The organism is Listeria innocua (genome assembly GCF_028596125.1).
GTDB lineage: Bacteria > Bacillota > Bacilli > Lactobacillales > Listeriaceae > Listeria > Listeria innocua.
Map to the genome: position 1 here is coordinate 1,420,328 of NZ_CP117229.1, position 16,466 is coordinate 1,436,793.

The following is a 16,466-nucleotide window of genomic DNA, read 5'->3' on the forward strand; positions in this document are numbered from 1 at the left end:
AGGTTTCCTCCAAATTTAAGGCAACTTAATTTGTTGCTTATTTACGGATTGTTTGTAAAGAATAATTGTTCTGCCAATAACTTGAACGATGTCTGCTCCTGCACGTGTGCTAATTTTCTCAGCAACTGTTTGTTTGTCTTCTTCGCAATTTTGCAAAATGGAGATTTTAATTAATTCTCTAGCTTCAAGTGCTTCTTTAACTTGGATAATTAAATTTGGTGACACACTTCCTTTTCCTACTTGGAAAATTGGTTGAATTGTGTGTGCTTCTTTTCTTAAAAAACGTTTTTGTGTAGCTGTTAACATTAGTTTCCTCCTAATTGTTCGAGTACTGCTTCTTTCATCATTGATCGCTCTGGCTTAATGCCAGTCCATATTTCAAAGGCTAGTGCCCCTTGATTAACAAACATTGGTAAACCATTTTGTGTAATAGCCCCATTTTTCTTTGCTTCTTTTAAAAAGGCTGTTTCGGCTGGATTATAAATAATATCAGAACAAATTGTTCCTTTTGTTAAATTAGAAAGCGAAATTGGGCTTTTATTCTTAGAAGCTTCTAGACCGATAGAAGTAGTTTGGATAATAATTGTAAAATCAGCCAGTTCTTTTTCAGCTTGTTCTAGTGTCATGGCATGATGATTATCATTATCTTTCGTCATTTCTATCGCTTTTTCCGTTGTTCGATTGGCAACGGTTATTTTCGCCTCAGTATGGCTTTTAAGTGCAAGATAAATTGCTTTACTAGCTCCACCTGCTCCTGTGATTAAAATAGAATCGTCTTTTGTAATTGAACGAATTTCTTCTAAGCCTTCTAAATAACCTTTGCCATCTGTGTTGAAGCCATACCACTTGCCATCTTTTCTAAGCACTGTATTCACTGCGCCTGATGCTGCTGCCAAATCCTCTAATTCATCTAAAAATGGTAGAATACGCTCTTTAAATGGTGTCGTGATATTAAATCCGCGCACTCCAGAATCCATTAATTTTTTTATTTCTGTCTCAAAAGTATCTTCTTCTATCAAAACAGAGTTATACTCCGCGTTCATTCCAAGTTCTTGGAAAATCCGATTTTGCATAGCTGGTGATAACGAGTGACGAATAGGATTTCCGATAACAACATATTTTTCCAAATGCCAGGCCTCCTTAGTTTTACACGAGTGATGTCCGGATTGTTGCGCTAACGCCTTCAGGAACCCAAGCAGTGACTTTTGCGCCGCCTTCAGGTATTGTCACCCATCCAAGTCCAGAAAACACAATATCCGCTTTATCTTTCACGGTAAAGGTATACGGTACGAGCTTAGGAAGTGTCTTCATCCCTTCTTCTGTTGGAGGTTGAAGAACAAAACCGGCTTGTTTTTCATATAATGCATCTGCTTTTTCTAATTTTGTTCGGTGAATTGGTAAATTATTAGATACATAGACAACTAATGATTTTCTTCCACCTGACACGTAATCTAAACGAGCAAGCGCGCCTAAAAATAAGGTTTGTTCTTCATTTAATTGGAAGACAGCAGGTTTTACTTCTTTTTTAGGTGTGATAGCTTTTAAAGTTGTTGTATCGATAAAATGCGCCATTTGATGGTGATTTATAATTCCAGGTGTGTCAACAAGTACATTGCCATCAGCAAGCGGAATTTCGATTTTATCAAGTGTTGTTCCTGGGAATTGCGACGTAGTAATCACATTGTTTTCACCTGAAGCTTGTTTGATGATACGGTTGATAAGCGTTGATTTACCAACATTTGTACAACCAACAACATACACATCTTGCCCATTTCGTAATTCTTCTATCTTTTCTAAAAGAGTATCAAAACCGTGCCCTTTTTCAGCGCTGACTAAAACAACATCTGTTGCCGCCAAACCTTGTTCTTTTGCACGAGTTCTCATCCAGCGAGTTAATTTATCACGTTTTAATGATTTTGGTAAAACGTCTTCTTTGTTTCCGACAAGTAATACAGGATTGCTTCCTGCAAAACGAGGAAGTCCAGGCAACCAACTGCCATCAAAATCAAAAATATCTACTACATAGACGATTAAAGCTTGCTTCGAACTAATTTGATTTAAAATACGTAAAAAATCGTCGTCTGTCAGCGCCACATCTTGAATTTCATTGTAATGCTTTAGACGAAAACATCTTTTACAAATAACTTGTTCATTATTTAGCGATGACTTAGGAGCATAGCCGATTTTATCAGGATCTTCTGTTTGAATAATGGCCCCACAACCAATACATCTTATTTCTTCTGTCAAAGTGATTCCTCCCACTTAATTTGGTTTTTCTTTGCTAACCGTTTTAAAATAATACTTTCCATCATTCGATTTAATTTTGTCGCCATACCGTCTGTTTGTTTTACAGGACGAACAAAAATAGTTGTTAATTTTTGACGATTACCACCGAATATATCTGTCATAATTTGGTCACCAATCATCACAGTTTCTTCTGGTGTTGCGTTCATTTCTTTTAGCGCCCAGCGAAAATTAGCGCCTAAGGGTTTTTTTGCCCGCGCTAAATAAGGGACATCAATTGCTTTTGCCACACGAGCAACTCGTTCTTCATTATTGTTAGAAAAAATCATAACTTTGATTCCTTCTTCTTTCAATATAGTAAACCAGTTGATTACTTCATCCGTTGCATCTAGTTGATCCCAAGCAAGCAGCGTATTATCGAGATCAGTTAAAATAGTAGTCTTTCCCATTTTACGAAGCTGATCTGCTGTTATTCCAAATGGAGTATTCAACATTTTATCTGGTGAGAATTGCTTTAACACGTATTGGCACCTCATTCTTTTATTTAGTACAGTCTATTCTATCATACATTCAATTAGACTAATAATCTATAAATTTTACCATCTTTCTGCTTATTTTACAAAAAAACCTTAGAAAAATGCTATAATATGAAAGGAAATGTTATTTTTTTAAGGAGGTAGACGAATGTCAAAAGATTATGCATTAACTTGGGATTTAGAAAATATATATGTTGGCGGTAGTGGTTCTGAAGAATTACAGCAAACACTTCAAGAGGTAAAAGCTGATTTGGATAGCTTTGTCGTGAATGTAGCTGAGTGGGAAGTTCCCGAAACCGTCGAAGCTTCAGTAGAATTTCTACTATTGGTTAATCAAAATGCGGACATCTCAAAAGTTTTATTAACTGCTGGTTCTTTTTTAGAATGTCTTGCTTCAGCCGATGTTAATGATACTCGTGCAAATGAACTTTCTGCGTTAATTTATCAATATGTGGCTACCCTATCGACGGCAGAAGATGAATGGCATGACAAATTTGCTCAAATATCTGACCGTGTTTGGGATGAACTAATGCAGCAAAATGGTTTGTCACAAATTAGTTTTATTTTAAGTGAAGCACGTACAAACCGTCGTAAAAAAGGCAGTAAAGAACAAGAAGCAGCGATTAATTCTTTAGCTGTTGATGGTTATCGTGGTTGGTCAGACCATTATGATACAATCGTTGGTAAACTACGGATGCACATTACTACTGACGGGGAAGAAAAGTCCGTATCTGCTGGACAAGCTCTGAACTTATTAAATCACCCTGATCGCGCAGTCCGTCAGGCAGTTTTCAAAGAATATACTCGTGTTTGGCAAGAAGAATCTCGTCTCTTTAGCGATACTCTAAATCATTTATCAGGCTTCCGTTTAGCTACATACGAAATTCGTAAATGGGATAATATTTTAGAAGAACCACTTGCTATTAATCGTTTGGATGAACAAACATTAAAATCTATGTGGAACGTCATTCAAACGAACAAGCCGACTTTTGTCCGATTCTTAGATAGAAAAGCTAAATTGCTTGGGCTTGAAAAATTAAGCTTTTATGATGTCGAAGCTCCTCTTGTATTCTCAAGCGAACCAAAAAAATATACTTATCAAGAAGGCGCAGATTTTATCATCGAACAATTTAATAAATTCAGCCCGAAAATGGCAAACTTCGCGAAATCCGCTTTCGAAAAAGGTTGGATTGAAGCAGAAGATCGTGATAATAAACGTCCTGGTGGCTTTTGCACGGATTTCCCGGTCGAAAAAGAAAGCCGGATTTTCATGACATATGACGGAGCTCCTGGTACTGTTGCAACTCTTGCACATGAACTCGGACACGCCTTCCATTCTCATGTTATTCGGGAAGAGCCATTTGAAAACACTGATTACGCAATGAATGTTGCGGAAACTGCTTCTACTTTTGCTGAAATGATTATTGCCGATGCTTCTGTAAAAGATGCCAAAACAAAAGAAGAAAAAATCACCTTACTAGAAGATAAAATTGGTCGTAGTATTGCTTTCTTTATGAATATTCATGCTAGATTTATTTTTGAATGCAATTTCTATGAAGCACGCAAACAAGGTGTAGTGTCAGTTGATAGACTTAATTCTTTAATGGAGGAAGCGCAACGTGAAGCTTACTTAGATGCTTTAGATGAATATCATCCACAATTTTGGGCTTCTAAACTACATTTTTATATTGCTGATGTACCATTTTACAATTTCCCATATACTTTTGGTTACTTATTCTCGCTTGGTATTTATCACAAAGCACAAGCGGAAGGTGCTAGCTACGAAGATAAATATATTGCGCTTCTAAAAGATACGGGTTCGATGACAACAGAACAACTTGCAGAAAAACATCTTGGAGTCGACTTGCGTAAAGCTGATTTCTGGGAAGAAGCAGTTGCCCTAGCCGCTAAAGATGTAGAAGATTTTCTTACTTTAACGGAAGAATACGTAAAATAAAAAAATCCAGGAGAATCTCTCTCCTGGATTTTTTATATTGTTTTTAATAATTCGATGATACAAGTAGCTGATTGTTTTGCAGCTAAATGAATAAACTCATCAAAAGACATTGTCGCCTCTTGATTGGCTAAATCCGATATAGCTCGGATGATAAGAAATGGAATATCAAATTGATAGGCTACTTGCGCAATGGCAGCAGCTTCCATTTCCACAGCTTTAACATCCGGGAAAAATGTTCGAATAATTTCATGTTGATCTGGACGCATAATAAATGAATCATTTGTAATTACAAGACCATATACAGCTTTATTTTCGCTATCTGCAAAATAATCACGATAAATAGTCTCAGCTTTTTTCAAAAGAACAGCATCGCCTTGATAAAAAGCTGGCATACGTGGAACTTGGCCATATGTATAACCAAATTCAGTAACATCAACATCACCATATGCTAAGCGATCAGATATAATGACATCGCCAATTGCTAAGCCTTCACCTATACCTCCAGCTGAACCAGTGTTAATAATAATTTCTGGTTTAAAACGGTCTGCTAGAAGCGTGGTACCAAGGGCAGCATTAACTTTCCCTATACCTGATTCTAAAAGCACAACTTCTTTACCAGCAATTTCACCGATATAAAATTTTGCTCCGCCGATAATAACTTCTTCTATGCTGGGCATGGTGTTTTTTAACAGTTCAACTTCTTCTTCCATTGCTCCAATAATGCCTATTGTCATTATGTAACCTCCAAAAAAAGCACAGTCGTTAACAACTAACTTCTGTGCTTTTATCTTTTGTCGTTTGTTTTTAGCTCTTCTACTTTTGTTGGTTGCCATCCTTCACCGTCTACCCATGTAATATAAACACGGTAAGCTTTATCAGGATTTGCTTTAGTAGAAAGTGTACCAATTGCTTGAGTAGCAGGGTCAGCCCCTTGCTCTACAAACCAAAGTGATGTATTTGAGATTGGGATATCTGTCGCTGCTGAAAAAGCTTTGCGTTTTTCTTGCCAGTCTACACTTGTAGAGCTGTAGGAATTCACATGATCACCAGTTTGCTCAGTTCCAATTGGTTTCCAGTCTTTTGTAATAACTTTTGCCACATTAGGATCATCACTTTTAGTCGTTTCTGTTGTTTTTTCATCCGAAGAAGTCGATTTTTTTTCGGAAGTTTTATTTGATTTAGCGGCATCTTCTTTTTTCGCATTGGAAGATGCCGTTTTGTTTTCTTGCTGAGTTGGATCGCTTTCTGTTTTAAACAGTACAAAATATAGACTACCAATGATAAGTAAGCTTACCACGATAATTAAAAGATTTAAAACTAGATTCGTTTTTTTTCGTTTTGTATTTTGTCTTGAGCGAGATCCTTCGACTAAGTTTTGTTTAATGCGACGGTTATTTGATTGTCGATTATCTGCCATTTGCTTTCACCACCTTATAAGTAACCGCTGTATAAAAACAGATAAAATTAAGATGCAGTGATTTTTTCGATCTTAACACTCATGTCGCCAGCAGGGGTTTGGATAGTTACTTCTTCCCCTTCTTTATGACCAAGTAAACCTTTAGCAATTGGAGAATCGTTAGAAATCTTACCTTCAAAAGGATCAGCTTCTGCGCTCCCTACAATCGTGTATGTTTCTTCTTCTCCGTCTGGTAATTCAATAAATGTAACGGTGTTTCCAAGTGTTACTAAACCATTATGAGCTTCTGCTGCATCAATGATTTGAGCATTACGAATCATATTTTCAATAGTAGTGATACGACCTTCAACAAAAGCTTGTTCGTCTTTTGCGGAATCATACTCGGAGTTCTCAGATAAATCGCCAAAGCTACGGGCAATTTTAATCCGTTCTACTACTTCTTTCCGTTTTACTGTCTTAAGTTCTTGTAATTCATTTTCTAATTTTGCTTTCCCATCTAGGGTCATTGGAAATACTTTTTCTGTCGCCAATCGTTTTCGCTCCTTTTGTTTGTTCATTATTGTATAGAAAAGCACGGAGATATCGCTCCGCACCTTCATAAAAAAACATTACTACTCGTGAGAAAGATTAACATGCCACGCTAGAAATAGCAAGCAATTGTCTCTCTTTTTACTAGGAAAATTTTACCTTAAATTAATCTGTTTGACAAGTGTTACCTGTTACTTATACATGTTTTTGCAAGATTGATTCAATTTTTGTTGTCATCAAATCAATTGCCACATGATTTTCTCCACCTTCTGGAATAATTATATCGGCAAATTTTTTCGTTGGTTCAATAAATTCGTTATGCATTGGTTTTACTACAGAAAGATATTGATCGATAACAGAATCCATCGTTCGACCTCGCTCTTTCATGTCTCTTAATAACCTACGAATAAAACGAATATCGTCATCTGTATCAACATATACTTTAATATCCATCAAGTCGCGTAATCGCTTATCTTCTAAGATTAAAATACCTTCTAAAATAATTACTTCTCTAGGTTCTTGAATTTCTACTTCTTGTTTCCGCGTATATTTTTCATAATCGTAAATTGGTTTTTCTATTGTTTCATAACGGCGTAGTGCTGCTATATGGGAAATAAGTAAGTCCGTATCAAATGCTAACGGATGATCGTAGTTTACTTTTAAACGCTCTTCAAAACTAATATCTGCTTGATCATGATAGTAGACATCTTGCGCAATCATTAAAATAGAATGCCCGCTAAAATGATCACAAATTGCTTTAGTTACACTGGTTTTTCCTGAACCTGAACCACCAGTTACACCGACTACGATTGGTTTTTTTGTCATGATATGCCTCCAGTTTTCTTTCTTTTTGAAATAGATAAACCATCTCCGAGTGGAATAGTTGTAGTATCAAAATCAGGATGCGTCACTAAAAAATCATTAAAATGGCGCATTTTACGAGCAACTCGAAGTTTACGCTGTTTTTCTGGTGACATATCAAGCGCAAGTCCTTTGAAAAGAACATTATCACTATAAATCACACCATCTGGAGCAAGGGAATCTGTATAAATATGGAAAAATTTTTCATATTGCGCTTTGGCAGCATCAATAAATATGGCATCAAACGGACCATACGTTAAAATTTCTTCTGATCCTTCAATTGCATCCGTAAGCAAGACTTTTATTCTGTCAGAAGCCCCGTAACGCTCTATATTATGTAAAGCTTCTTTATATCGTTCTTCATCACGTTCGACTGTGATAATTTCCGTTTTTGGAAGTTTATCTGCCATTTTTAAAGCAGAGTATCCGATTGCTGTTCCAAGTTCTAAAATACGTTCCGGCTTTTGAATATCTAAAATTTGCAATAAACAATGTAACGAATCTGGCTCCATAATCGGCACTTCATGTTCCTTTGCGTATACTTCTAATTCTTCAAAAAAAGGCGTGCTCTTTGGAATATGTTTTAATAAATAATCATGAATTATATCATTCACTGCTAAATCCCCTCATTTTAACAAACAAAGCACCTGCCAAAAACATGCAATACACGTTTCTGACAAGTGGTTCATTTTAATTATTTTTCGTAATATGCTCTTCTTTTAGTTTATTGTGCTCTTCTAATGTTTTAGAGAAATAAACTTTACCAGTTTTCGTATTCGCTAAAAAGTATAGATAATCACTTTTTTCTGGGTAAAGAGCTGCTTCCATAGATGTGTCACCGCTATTAGAAATCGGTCCTGGTGGCAGTCCATTGTTTTTGTATGTGTTATACGGCGAATCTACTTCTAAATCTTTATAGGTTGTTTTGCTTTTATGTTCACCAAGCGCATAAAGAACAGTAGGATCAGTTTGTAAACGCATATCTTTTGCTAAACGATTATAAAAAACGCTAGCAATCATTTTGCGATCCACATCGGCAGTTGCTTCTTTTTCAATAATGGAAGACATTGTTAGGAATTTATGCACGGACATTTTTTGTTTCGTTAGTTCGTCGCGGTACTTAGCAATATTAACGTCTGTTGCTTTCACCATTTCTTTAATTATCGTTTCAGCTGATACATCCGAGCCTTTAAAAGTATATGTCGCTGGATATAAATAGCCTTCTAACGGATGTTTTATAGATTTATTCAAAACATCATTTGTGACAGTCTCTGGGAATGCTTTAATAATAGAAGCAACAAACTCTGGATTATCCATTATTTTAAGAACATCGGCTTTTTTTAATTTAGGTTGATAAGCGACGATTCTATCAGCAATTTGATCGAGTGTATATCCTTCTGGAATGACTAGTTTTGCCGGTGCGACAGTCTTTCCTTCTTGCATTTTCTTCACGATTTGATCTGTGTTCATAGCTTGCGTGAATTCATAATTCCCAGCTTTTAAATTCGTATCATTATTGTATTTTACATAAAAAGAGAAAATAGAAGCGTTATTAATGACTTTTTTATCTTCTAAAATAGTAGATATATCTGAAATACTAGATCCTGCTGGAATTTCAACAGCGATCTTCTCTTTGCTTGCTTCATCTCTTGGCTCTAGCTGTGACTTCACATAATAATACCCTGCAAAAGTTGCGATTACTAAAATTAGAATGATAATAGAAATAATAATTGTAATTTTCTTACCTTTTGTATTCTTCATTATAGACCTCATTTCATTGAAAACAATTCCTATCTATTATACCGATTATCTAAAAAAAATGCTATTCAATACGGAAAATTTTCTTAAAAAGTGACGTTTTTATGTTTTTTCGGTATAATAAACAGCGTGATTAAACGAACAAGACAGAATCGGTCAAGGACTTGCTTCTGCCAATTAAATAAAGATTGAAGGAGTCTTTTGGATGTTACATACGTTAATACAAAGTTTGCAAGATTTCACGATGTGGTTAGTAGACTCACTTGGTCACTGGGGAATTTTCCTCGGAATGCTTATCGAAAGTGTCTGCATTCCGCTTCCAAGTGAAGTTATCATGCTGTTTGGCGGATTTATGGCGGAAGCTGGGAAACTGAATTTCTGGCTCGTTGTATTTGCTGGTATCGCTGGTAACTTAGTTGGTTCACTGATTGCTTACTACATTGGTAAATTCGGTGGTAGAGCTTTAGTATTGAAATTCGGAAAGTATATATTCTTAAATGTGAAGCACTTGGATAAAGCAGAATTATGGTTTGGTCGATACGGCGCAAGAGCTGTATTTTTCGGCCGTGTTTTGCCAGTTATCCGAACATTTATCTCTTTACCAGCTGGAATTGCCAAAATGAATGTCTGGAAATTTGTTATATATACGATTTTAGGCTGCATTCCGTGGAATATTTTTCTGACATGGCTCGGTTATTCATTAGGTTCCAATTGGAGCGTTGTGGAAAAATATACACGACCAATTAGCTATTTAATGTTAGCTCTAGTAGTTGCAATTGTTGTCTACCTTGCTTACAAAGTATGGAATAAACGCGCTAGAAACGCAAAATAAAAAGCATGTCTTGACAGTTTTTGTCAGGACATGCTTTTTTTATATTATTCTTCGTCTTCGTCAGCTAGGAAAGTTGCAAGTATTTCTTCAATCATATCCCACTCTTCGTCTGTTTCAACAGGTTTAAGTTGACCTTGTTTACCTTCTTCATCTTGAATGTAACTAGATGCAAGAATTTCGATTTCTTCGTCTTCCCCTTTTCCTGCTGGGAAATATAATACGTAAGATTTGTCAAAGTCTTCGGAATCAAAGTCAAAAAGAATTTCGTAAGCTTCTTCTTTTCCTTCTTCATTTGTAATCCAAATAATATTTTCTTCTTCATGATTATGGTTATGTTCTTCTGCCATTAAATTCACCTCAAATTAATTAGTAGTGTCCAAATAGGACTGTAAAATCATTACTGCAGCTAACTTATCAATTACTTCTTTTCGTTTTTTACGCGAAACGTCTGCTTCAATCAAAGTTCTTTCAGCGGCAGAAGTGGTCAAACGTTCATCCCAAAGTACAACAGGAAGTCCAATTCTTGACTCAAGTACTTCAGCATATATTTTGGAACTTTCAGCACGAGGTCCGATGGTATTATTCATATTCTTAGGTAGCCCAACAACGACTTTTTCAACTTCGTATTCGAGCACGAGCTCTTTTACTCTGTCGTAGCCAAATTGTTTTCTGCTCTCGTCAATCTGAATGGTTTCAACACCTTGTGCGGTCCAACCAAGTGGATCACTTATCGCTACGCCGACTGTTTTCGAGCCGACATCTAAACCCATTATTCTCATTTCTCACCAATTTCGTTATTTTTCAGATACGCTTTAACAAGTTCCTCGATAATTTCATCTCGTTCTAAACGGCGTATCATGCTCCGGGCATCCTTGTGACGAGGTATATAGGCAGGGTCACCTGAGAGTAAATAGCCAACGATTTGATTAACGGGATTATAGCCTTTTTCTTCAAGAGCAACGTAGACTTGTTTCATTAATTTTTTTACATCTTCTTCAATTGAATCATCGCCGAAGTTGTAAAACATTGTTTGATCTTTTGAATCCATAATCGAAGCACCTCATTCCTTCATGTATCTCTATTCATTTTACACCATGTGAACGGAAATAACAAAGAAAAATGAAGTGCTTTAACGAAAATTTATGCTTGTTGTTCTTTCACCCATGTAGAAACATAATCAAGAGCTGTTCCTAGTTCAGCTGGATTTTTACCGCCAGCTTGCGCCATATCAGGACGTCCGCCACCATTTCCGCCGCATCGTGTCGCAACTTCTTTTAAAAGTTTACCAGCATGATAGCCAGCTTTGATTGCATCTTCTGAAACTGCAGAAATCAAGTTTACTTTATCACCTTGAACTGCTCCTAGAACAAGAACGCCACCAATTTTTTTATCTTTCCAGTTATCAACAAACTGACGTAATTGGTTCATATCTTTCGCATTTACTTGTTTAGCAATTACTTTTACGCCACCGATTTCTTCTGGTGATTCAAAAATATCGGCACTTGCAGCACTTGCTAATTTACTTAATAATGATTCGTTTTCACGTCTTACTTCACGTAAATCAGCTTGCAGTTGCTCTACTTTTTGCGGCGTTTCTTTTGTAGTTGTTTTTAGTAGGTTAGCAGTTTGTTTTAGTGTATTTTCTTGTTCAGTCACAAAGCGATATGCTTCTTTTCCGGTAACTGCTTCAATACGTCGAGTTCCCGCTCCGATACCTGTTTCAGAAACGATTTTAAATAGACCAATGTCTGCTGTATTACGAACGTGAACGCCACCGCAAAGTTCAATACTATATTTACCAACTTGAACCACACGAACGACCTCGCCATATTTTTCACCAAAAAGGGCCATAGCTCCAAGTTCTTTCGCTTCTGCAATCGGCATTTCTTCAATAATAACATTGATTTGTTCCCAGATTTTTTCATTGACGATTTCTTCCATTTTTGTTAATTCTTCTTCTGTAATTTGACCAAAATGAGAGAAGTCAAAACGTAAGCGATCTGGGGAAACGAGTGAACCTGCTTGGTTAACATGTTCGCCTAATGTATCTTTGAGTGCACGATGTAAAAGATGGGTTGCTGTATGATTTTTGATTGTTTCACGACGTTTTACTTTGTCAACAGCAAGTTTCACTGTATCGCCTGTTTTTAATACGCCTTCTTTTACAGAAATACGGTGTAAGTTTTGTTTATTAGGAGCTTTTTGAACATCTTCTACGTAAGCAACTCCTGTTTCGCTTTCTATCGTTCCTTTGTCAGCAACTTGTCCGCCGCTTTCTGCATAAAATGGTGTTTCTTTGAAAATAACTTGTGCCTCGCTTCCAGAAGCTACTTCATCAACAAGCGTATCATCTTGAATTAAATACAATATTTCAGAAACATGTTCTGTTGTATTATAACCAACGAATTCACTTTTATCTGTTAAATTAGCTAGCAGTTCGCCTTGAACTTGCATTGATTTCACGTCTGCTCTGGCGGAACGAGCACGGTCGCGTTGTTCTTTCATTTCAGCTTCAAATCCAGCATGATCGACTTTTAAGCCATGGTCTTCTGCGTATTCTTCCGTTAATTCCACTGGGAAACCAAATGTATCATATAATTTGAAAATATCTGCGCCTTTGATAGTTTGTTCGTTTGTTTCTTTGGCATTTTTAAGGATTGTTTCAAGGATTGCCAGACCTTCATTTAATGTTTCGTGGAATCGTTCTTCTTCCGTACGAATTACTTTTTGAATAAAGTCGGTTTGATTTTCTACTTCTGGATAGAAACTATTCATGATTTTACCAACGACTGGTACTAATTTGTACATAAATGGTTCATTGATTGTAAGTACTTTCGCGTAACGAACTGCACGGCGAAGTAAACGACGCAAAATATATCCGCGTCCTTCGTTGGATGGCAATGCGCCGTCGCCAATTGCAAATGCTACGGTACGAATATGGTCAGCGATTACTTTAAACGCAACATCATTTTCTTGTGAATGACCGTATTTCACGCCAGAAATTTGTTCTACTTCACGAATAATCGGCATAAATAAATCTGTTTCAAAGTTCGTTGGCGCGTCTTGGATGATAGAAACCATGCGTTCTAGACCCATCCCAGTATCAATGTTTTGTTTAGGAAGTGGTGTGTATGTTCCATCTGGATTATGGTTAAACTGAGAAAATACAAGGTTCCAAATTTCTAAGTAACGTTCATTTTCGCCACCTGGATATAATTCTGGGTCACTTTCGTCATCTCCAAAAGCAGGTCCACGATCATAGAAAATTTCGCTATCCGGGCCACTTGGTCCAATACCTATATCCCAAAAATTATCTTCAATTTCAACGATATGATCTTCACTTAAGCCAATTTTTTCGCGCCATAAAGTTTTCGCTTCTTCGTCTTCAGGATAAACAGTGACATATAATTTATCAGGATCAAAGCCAATCCATTTAGGACTTGTTAGGAATTCCCAAGCAAAAAGAATTGCGCCTTCTTTAAAGTAATCACCAATCGAAAAGTTTCCTAGCATTTCAAAGAAAGTATGGTGACGGGCTGTTTTACCTACGTTTTCAATGTCATTCGTACGGATTGATTTTTGTGCATTAGCCATTCTTGGATTATCCGGAATAACCGAACCATCAAAGTATTTTTTCATTGTTGCTACACCACTATTAATCCAAAGAATCGTCGGATCGTTGTTTGGTACAAGTGGTGCACTAGGTTCGATTGTATGCCCTTTTTCTTTAAAGAAATCTAAAAATAGCTGTCTTACTTCTGCGCTTGATAATTGTTTCATTTTTTATTTCCTCCTTTTGGTTTTTTACAACAAAAAAAGCCTATATGATTGCTCACAGGGACGATTTTGGTAAATCGCGGTACCACCCTGTTTGCAATGATATAGACTTTGTATCATTACCTCTTCAATTATCTGTTAACGTGGATAAGACGGACCATCTAATGGGAGAGCAACTTCGGCACAAGCGTGGCTTTCCTTCCAGCCAAGGGAAAACTCTCTAATCACGTGGAAACCAAAATCATATTCCTATCATGTATCAATATTTATTCAACAATAAACTAAATTATAAAGAACGGATGGCTAAATGTCAACTGTTTATTAAGCTATTCGTTGATTGTTTCTTTTCAACAAAGCTTCCGTTTTTAAGAGTTAGTTTTACATCTGACACTTTCGCAATTTCTGGGTCATGCGTTACCATAATGACACATTTTCCTTCTTTATGCGCTAAATCTTGGAATAACGTAACTACTTCTTTACTTGTTCGTTCGTCTAAGTTTCCGGTAGGTTCATCAGCAACGATTAATTCTGTTTCACAACATAACGCCCGTGCGATGGAAACCCTTTGCTGCTGTCCGCCACTTAAAGTCAGCACTTTTTGGCGCGCCATTTTCTCAGTAATGCCCACTTTTTCAAGCATGCTTAGTGCAAAAGCTTTTTTGTCTGGCTGGTTGACATGGGTAATTTCCATTGCAGTTGTTACGTTTTGAAGAGCAGTCATATATGTTAATAAATTATAACTTTGGAATACAATGGATACATATCTATTTCTAAATTGTTGTAAGCCAATGCTTTTGAGTGAACTACCTTTATAGTAGATGTCTCCTTCTTTTTGCGTATCCAGTCCTCCTGCAAGCGATAAGAAAGTCGTTTTCCCAGAGCCTGAACTTCCTACTACAGTGTAAAAAACACCAGCTTCAAAATCATAATTTATATCACTTAAAATCGATTCATCTTTTGTTTTATACCAATAAGAGATATTTTCAAACGTCAATACTTTGGTCATATCGTCACCTACTCCTGTTTAGTTAGAATTGTTTTTGGATTCATACGAAGAACAAGTGCTGCTGGTAAAAGAACGGATATAAAGGCGATTCCTATACCAATTCCACCCATTTTAAGCATATCTTCTAAAGTTACTTGGATGTTGAGTTCTTTAATTTGTTCTGTATTTTTCGTTAAGTTACTAACACTTCCCGCAAATCCACCTGGACCTCCTGGACCACCGCCACCTGGGCCGCGATTTTCTGAAGTAGTTGATTCACTTGTAGTAGATGAATTTTGCTGTGCTAGTAATTGGTTTCCAGCTAATTGAGCTACATAATGACTACTTGCAGCTGCTAAACCAAAGGAAACGAGCGCTACTATTAAAATTTCTACAAAGAACTGAGCGATTAATTTACCACGTTTTTCTCCAATAGCTAATAGCACACCCATTTCGTATTTACGATCACGTACTTGCATCATTACAAGTAAGCCTAGGATTAAGGCTCCCGCAATACTAACTATATAAACTACATTTTTAGAAAACGAAGCTACACTATTAATCGGCCCAATCATTTGTTGATAAAGTGTATCGTTGGCATCTAATTTAAATGTGTCCCAGTCAATGCCATCAACTTTTTTCGCTTCTTTCTCAAAAGCAGAAATATTAGCCGCATCATCCATTGTGTATACGGCGGAGTCTACTGTGTCTTTATAATCAGAACCTTTAATAGTATTGGCTACTGTATAAGGAACGTATACTTTGTTATAAGGATTTAAGAAGGAGAAGTTTTGCGCCATATCATTTCCTGAATCGGTTGTTTTATAAATACCAACAATTTTTAGTGTTACTTTTGTATTTCCATCACTTGAAGTAACGGTAAAAGAGTCGCCAACTTTCCAGTCATTTTGTTCTGCTAAGTTTTCTTCTACCATTGCAACATTTTTATCTTTATCATTAGCTGTAATTGCTACACCACTTGTTAATTTACTTGTTCCTGCATCAAAATCGGTACTTGTTGCGGAATCAAGTAGACCGCTAATACTTAAGTCTGCATCTACCATTTGCGGACCGCCATTTCCACCGCCTGGACCTCCTGTTTGATTAGAACTCGAGGAATCATCACTGCTAGAGGAAGTGTCTCCTGAAGATTCAATAGGGTCAAATCCAGACGCTAATGCTTGCGTACTTGAATAGTAATTGTAATTTTTCACATGATCTAATGATGCTAATTCGTTCGCATCGCTTACATCAATTGGGTTACTTTGAAATTTTGGTTTTGAGTCTGTCGAACTGCTATCACTATTTGCAGCCTCTTCTTTCATTGCAGCCATTTGCTTTTCTTGGTCAACAGTTAATGTTACTGTACCTCCTAGCTGTTCCCTCGCTAATTCGCTTGCTTTATCTGCAGCGGATTGAATGGTAAAGCCTGATAAAATAAGCACACACACTACTGTGAAAATAATTAGTTGTAAAACAGATCTACCTTTTCTTGCTTTCATGCTGAGCCATGCTCTCTTAAAAAAATTCATGTGATTTCCTCCATTTCTGTTTCTACCCCACTAAGATTA

The 16,466-nt window shown here is 36.6% G+C and carries 18 protein-coding genes; 2 read left to right on the forward strand and 16 right to left on the reverse strand.

The window, feature by feature from the left end; translation table 11 throughout:
- Positions 1-15: 15 nt before the first annotated feature.
- The 4 genes from yhbY to PQQ29_RS07655 are packed head-to-tail and all read right to left on the reverse strand — an operon-like array spanning position 16 to position 2,765.
- A complete protein-coding gene (gene yhbY, locus PQQ29_RS07640; protein WP_003771899.1) occupies positions 16-306 on the reverse strand; it encodes a ribosome assembly RNA-binding protein YhbY in 291 nt (96 codons plus the stop codon).
- Positions 306-1,127, reverse strand: coding sequence for a shikimate dehydrogenase (gene aroE / locus PQQ29_RS07645; protein WP_010991578.1), 822 nt, complete (start codon positions 1,125-1,127; stop codon positions 306-308). Before aroE ends, yhbY begins: the two co-directional genes overlap by 1 nt.
- Positions 1,128-1,146: 19 nt before the next feature.
- Positions 1,147-2,247 (reverse strand): ribosome biogenesis GTPase YqeH, encoded by a 1,101-nt coding sequence (yqeH, locus tag PQQ29_RS07650; protein ID WP_003762333.1) that lies wholly within the window; start codon positions 2,245-2,247, stop codon positions 1,147-1,149.
- The gene (locus PQQ29_RS07655) at positions 2,244-2,765 is read right to left on the reverse strand and encodes a YqeG family HAD IIIA-type phosphatase (RefSeq protein WP_003762335.1); all 522 of its coding nucleotides are present in this window, start codon (positions 2,763-2,765) and stop codon (positions 2,244-2,246) included. The genes yqeH and PQQ29_RS07655 overlap by 4 nt, the downstream gene beginning before the upstream one ends.
- Before the next feature lie 163 nt (positions 2,766-2,928).
- Between PQQ29_RS07655 and PQQ29_RS07660 the strand changes: the two genes are divergently transcribed.
- Entirely contained in the window at positions 2,929-4,737 is a 1,809-nt protein-coding gene (locus tag PQQ29_RS07660) for a M3 family oligoendopeptidase (protein ID WP_187984120.1), read from the forward strand.
- A 32-nt stretch (positions 4,738-4,769) separates the two neighbouring features.
- Here PQQ29_RS07660 and PQQ29_RS07665 read toward each other — a convergent pair whose 3' ends face one another.
- The 6 genes from PQQ29_RS07665 to mltG form a co-directional block, all read right to left on the reverse strand.
- Positions 4,770-5,471 carry a 5'-methylthioadenosine/adenosylhomocysteine nucleosidase gene (locus PQQ29_RS07665; RefSeq protein ID WP_003766948.1) on the reverse strand — a complete coding sequence of 234 codons (702 nt, stop codon included), beginning with the start codon at positions 5,469-5,471 and terminating at the stop codon, positions 4,770-4,772.
- 50 nt (positions 5,472-5,521) lie between these two features.
- Positions 5,522-6,154, reverse strand: coding sequence for a YrrS family protein (locus tag PQQ29_RS07670; protein ID WP_003762340.1), 633 nt, complete (start codon positions 6,152-6,154; stop codon positions 5,522-5,524).
- A 47-nt stretch (positions 6,155-6,201) separates the two neighbouring features.
- Positions 6,202-6,684, reverse strand: coding sequence for a transcription elongation factor GreA (gene greA, locus PQQ29_RS07675; protein WP_003722004.1), 483 nt, complete (start codon positions 6,682-6,684; stop codon positions 6,202-6,204).
- Between the two features lie 193 nt (positions 6,685-6,877).
- Entirely contained in the window at positions 6,878-7,507 is a 630-nt protein-coding gene (gene udk / locus PQQ29_RS07680; RefSeq protein ID WP_003762345.1) for a uridine kinase, read from the reverse strand.
- Positions 7,504-8,157 carry an O-methyltransferase gene (locus PQQ29_RS07685; RefSeq protein ID WP_003771906.1) on the reverse strand — a complete coding sequence of 218 codons (654 nt, stop codon included), beginning with the start codon at positions 8,155-8,157 and terminating at the stop codon, positions 7,504-7,506. The genes udk and PQQ29_RS07685 overlap by 4 nt, the downstream gene beginning before the upstream one ends.
- Before the next feature lie 76 nt (positions 8,158-8,233).
- Positions 8,234-9,304: an endolytic transglycosylase MltG gene (gene mltG / locus PQQ29_RS07690; protein ID WP_010991581.1), complete on the reverse strand. Its 1,071-nt coding sequence runs from the start codon at positions 9,302-9,304 to the stop codon at positions 8,234-8,236.
- A 202-nt stretch (positions 9,305-9,506) separates the two neighbouring features.
- On the opposite strand from mltG, the gene PQQ29_RS07695 reads away from it, so the two are divergent.
- Positions 9,507-10,133 (forward strand): DedA family protein, encoded by a 627-nt coding sequence (locus PQQ29_RS07695; protein WP_010991582.1) that lies wholly within the window; start codon positions 9,507-9,509, stop codon positions 10,131-10,133.
- Between the two features lie 44 nt (positions 10,134-10,177).
- Here the strand turns inward: PQQ29_RS07695 and PQQ29_RS07700 are convergent, their stop codons facing one another.
- The 6 genes from PQQ29_RS07700 to PQQ29_RS07725 form a co-directional block, all read right to left on the reverse strand.
- Positions 10,178-10,480 (reverse strand): DUF1292 domain-containing protein, encoded by a 303-nt coding sequence (locus PQQ29_RS07700; protein ID WP_003722010.1) that lies wholly within the window; start codon positions 10,478-10,480, stop codon positions 10,178-10,180.
- Between the two features lie 15 nt (positions 10,481-10,495).
- Entirely contained in the window at positions 10,496-10,912 is a 417-nt protein-coding gene (gene ruvX, locus PQQ29_RS07705) for a Holliday junction resolvase RuvX (protein ID WP_003762351.1), read from the reverse strand.
- Complete coding sequence (gene reoM / locus PQQ29_RS07710; RefSeq protein WP_003719797.1) at positions 10,909-11,181, reverse strand: IreB family regulatory phosphoprotein ReoM; 273 nt, start codon at positions 11,179-11,181, stop codon at positions 10,909-10,911. Before reoM ends, ruvX begins: the two co-directional genes overlap by 4 nt.
- A 92-nt stretch (positions 11,182-11,273) precedes the next feature.
- Positions 11,274-13,913: an alanine--tRNA ligase gene (gene alaS / locus PQQ29_RS07715; RefSeq protein ID WP_010991583.1), complete on the reverse strand. Its 2,640-nt coding sequence runs from the start codon at positions 13,911-13,913 to the stop codon at positions 11,274-11,276.
- A gap of 307 nt (positions 13,914-14,220) precedes the next feature.
- The gene (locus PQQ29_RS07720) at positions 14,221-14,916 is read right to left on the reverse strand and encodes an ABC transporter ATP-binding protein (protein ID WP_010991584.1); all 696 of its coding nucleotides are present in this window, start codon (positions 14,914-14,916) and stop codon (positions 14,221-14,223) included.
- Positions 14,917-14,924: 8 nt separating this feature from the next.
- Positions 14,925-16,427 carry an ABC transporter permease gene (locus tag PQQ29_RS07725; protein WP_187984121.1) on the reverse strand — a complete coding sequence of 501 codons (1,503 nt, stop codon included), beginning with the start codon at positions 16,425-16,427 and terminating at the stop codon, positions 14,925-14,927.
- Positions 16,428-16,466: the final 39 nt, after the last annotated feature.

Bases quoted from the DNA above. Each gene is read 5' to 3' on its own strand.
- reoM (WP_003719797.1), bottom strand. From the start codon at position 11,181: ATGGATTCAAAAGATCAAACAATGTTTTACAACTTCGGCGATGATTCA.
- PQQ29_RS07660 (WP_187984120.1), top strand. From the start codon at position 2,929: ATGTCAAAAGATTATGCATTAACTTGGGATTTAGAAAATATATATGTT.
- PQQ29_RS07670 (WP_003762340.1), bottom strand. From the start codon at position 6,154: ATGGCAGATAATCGACAATCAAATAACCGTCGCATTAAACAAAACTTA.
- ruvX (WP_003762351.1), bottom strand. From the start codon at position 10,912: ATGAGAATAATGGGTTTAGATGTCGGCTCGAAAACAGTCGGCGTAGCG.
- alaS (WP_010991583.1), bottom strand. From the start codon at position 13,913: ATGAAACAATTATCAAGCGCAGAAGTAAGACAGCTATTTTTAGATTTC.
- PQQ29_RS07720 (WP_010991584.1), bottom strand. From the start codon at position 14,916: ATGACCAAAGTATTGACGTTTGAAAATATCTCTTATTGGTATAAAACA.
- yhbY (WP_003771899.1), bottom strand. From the start codon at position 306: ATGTTAACAGCTACACAAAAACGTTTTTTAAGAAAAGAAGCACACACA.
- PQQ29_RS07700 (WP_003722010.1), bottom strand. From the start codon at position 10,480: ATGGCAGAAGAACATAACCATAATCATGAAGAAGAAAATATTATTTGG.
- PQQ29_RS07695 (WP_010991582.1), top strand. From the start codon at position 9,507: ATGTTACATACGTTAATACAAAGTTTGCAAGATTTCACGATGTGGTTA.
- PQQ29_RS07725 (WP_187984121.1), bottom strand. From the start codon at position 16,427: ATGAATTTTTTTAAGAGAGCATGGCTCAGCATGAAAGCAAGAAAAGGT.
- udk (WP_003762345.1), bottom strand. From the start codon at position 7,507: ATGACAAAAAAACCAATCGTAGTCGGTGTAACTGGTGGTTCAGGTTCA.
- mltG (WP_010991581.1), bottom strand. From the start codon at position 9,304: ATGAAGAATACAAAAGGTAAGAAAATTACAATTATTATTTCTATTATC.
- PQQ29_RS07665 (WP_003766948.1), bottom strand. From the start codon at position 5,471: ATGACAATAGGCATTATTGGAGCAATGGAAGAAGAAGTTGAACTGTTA.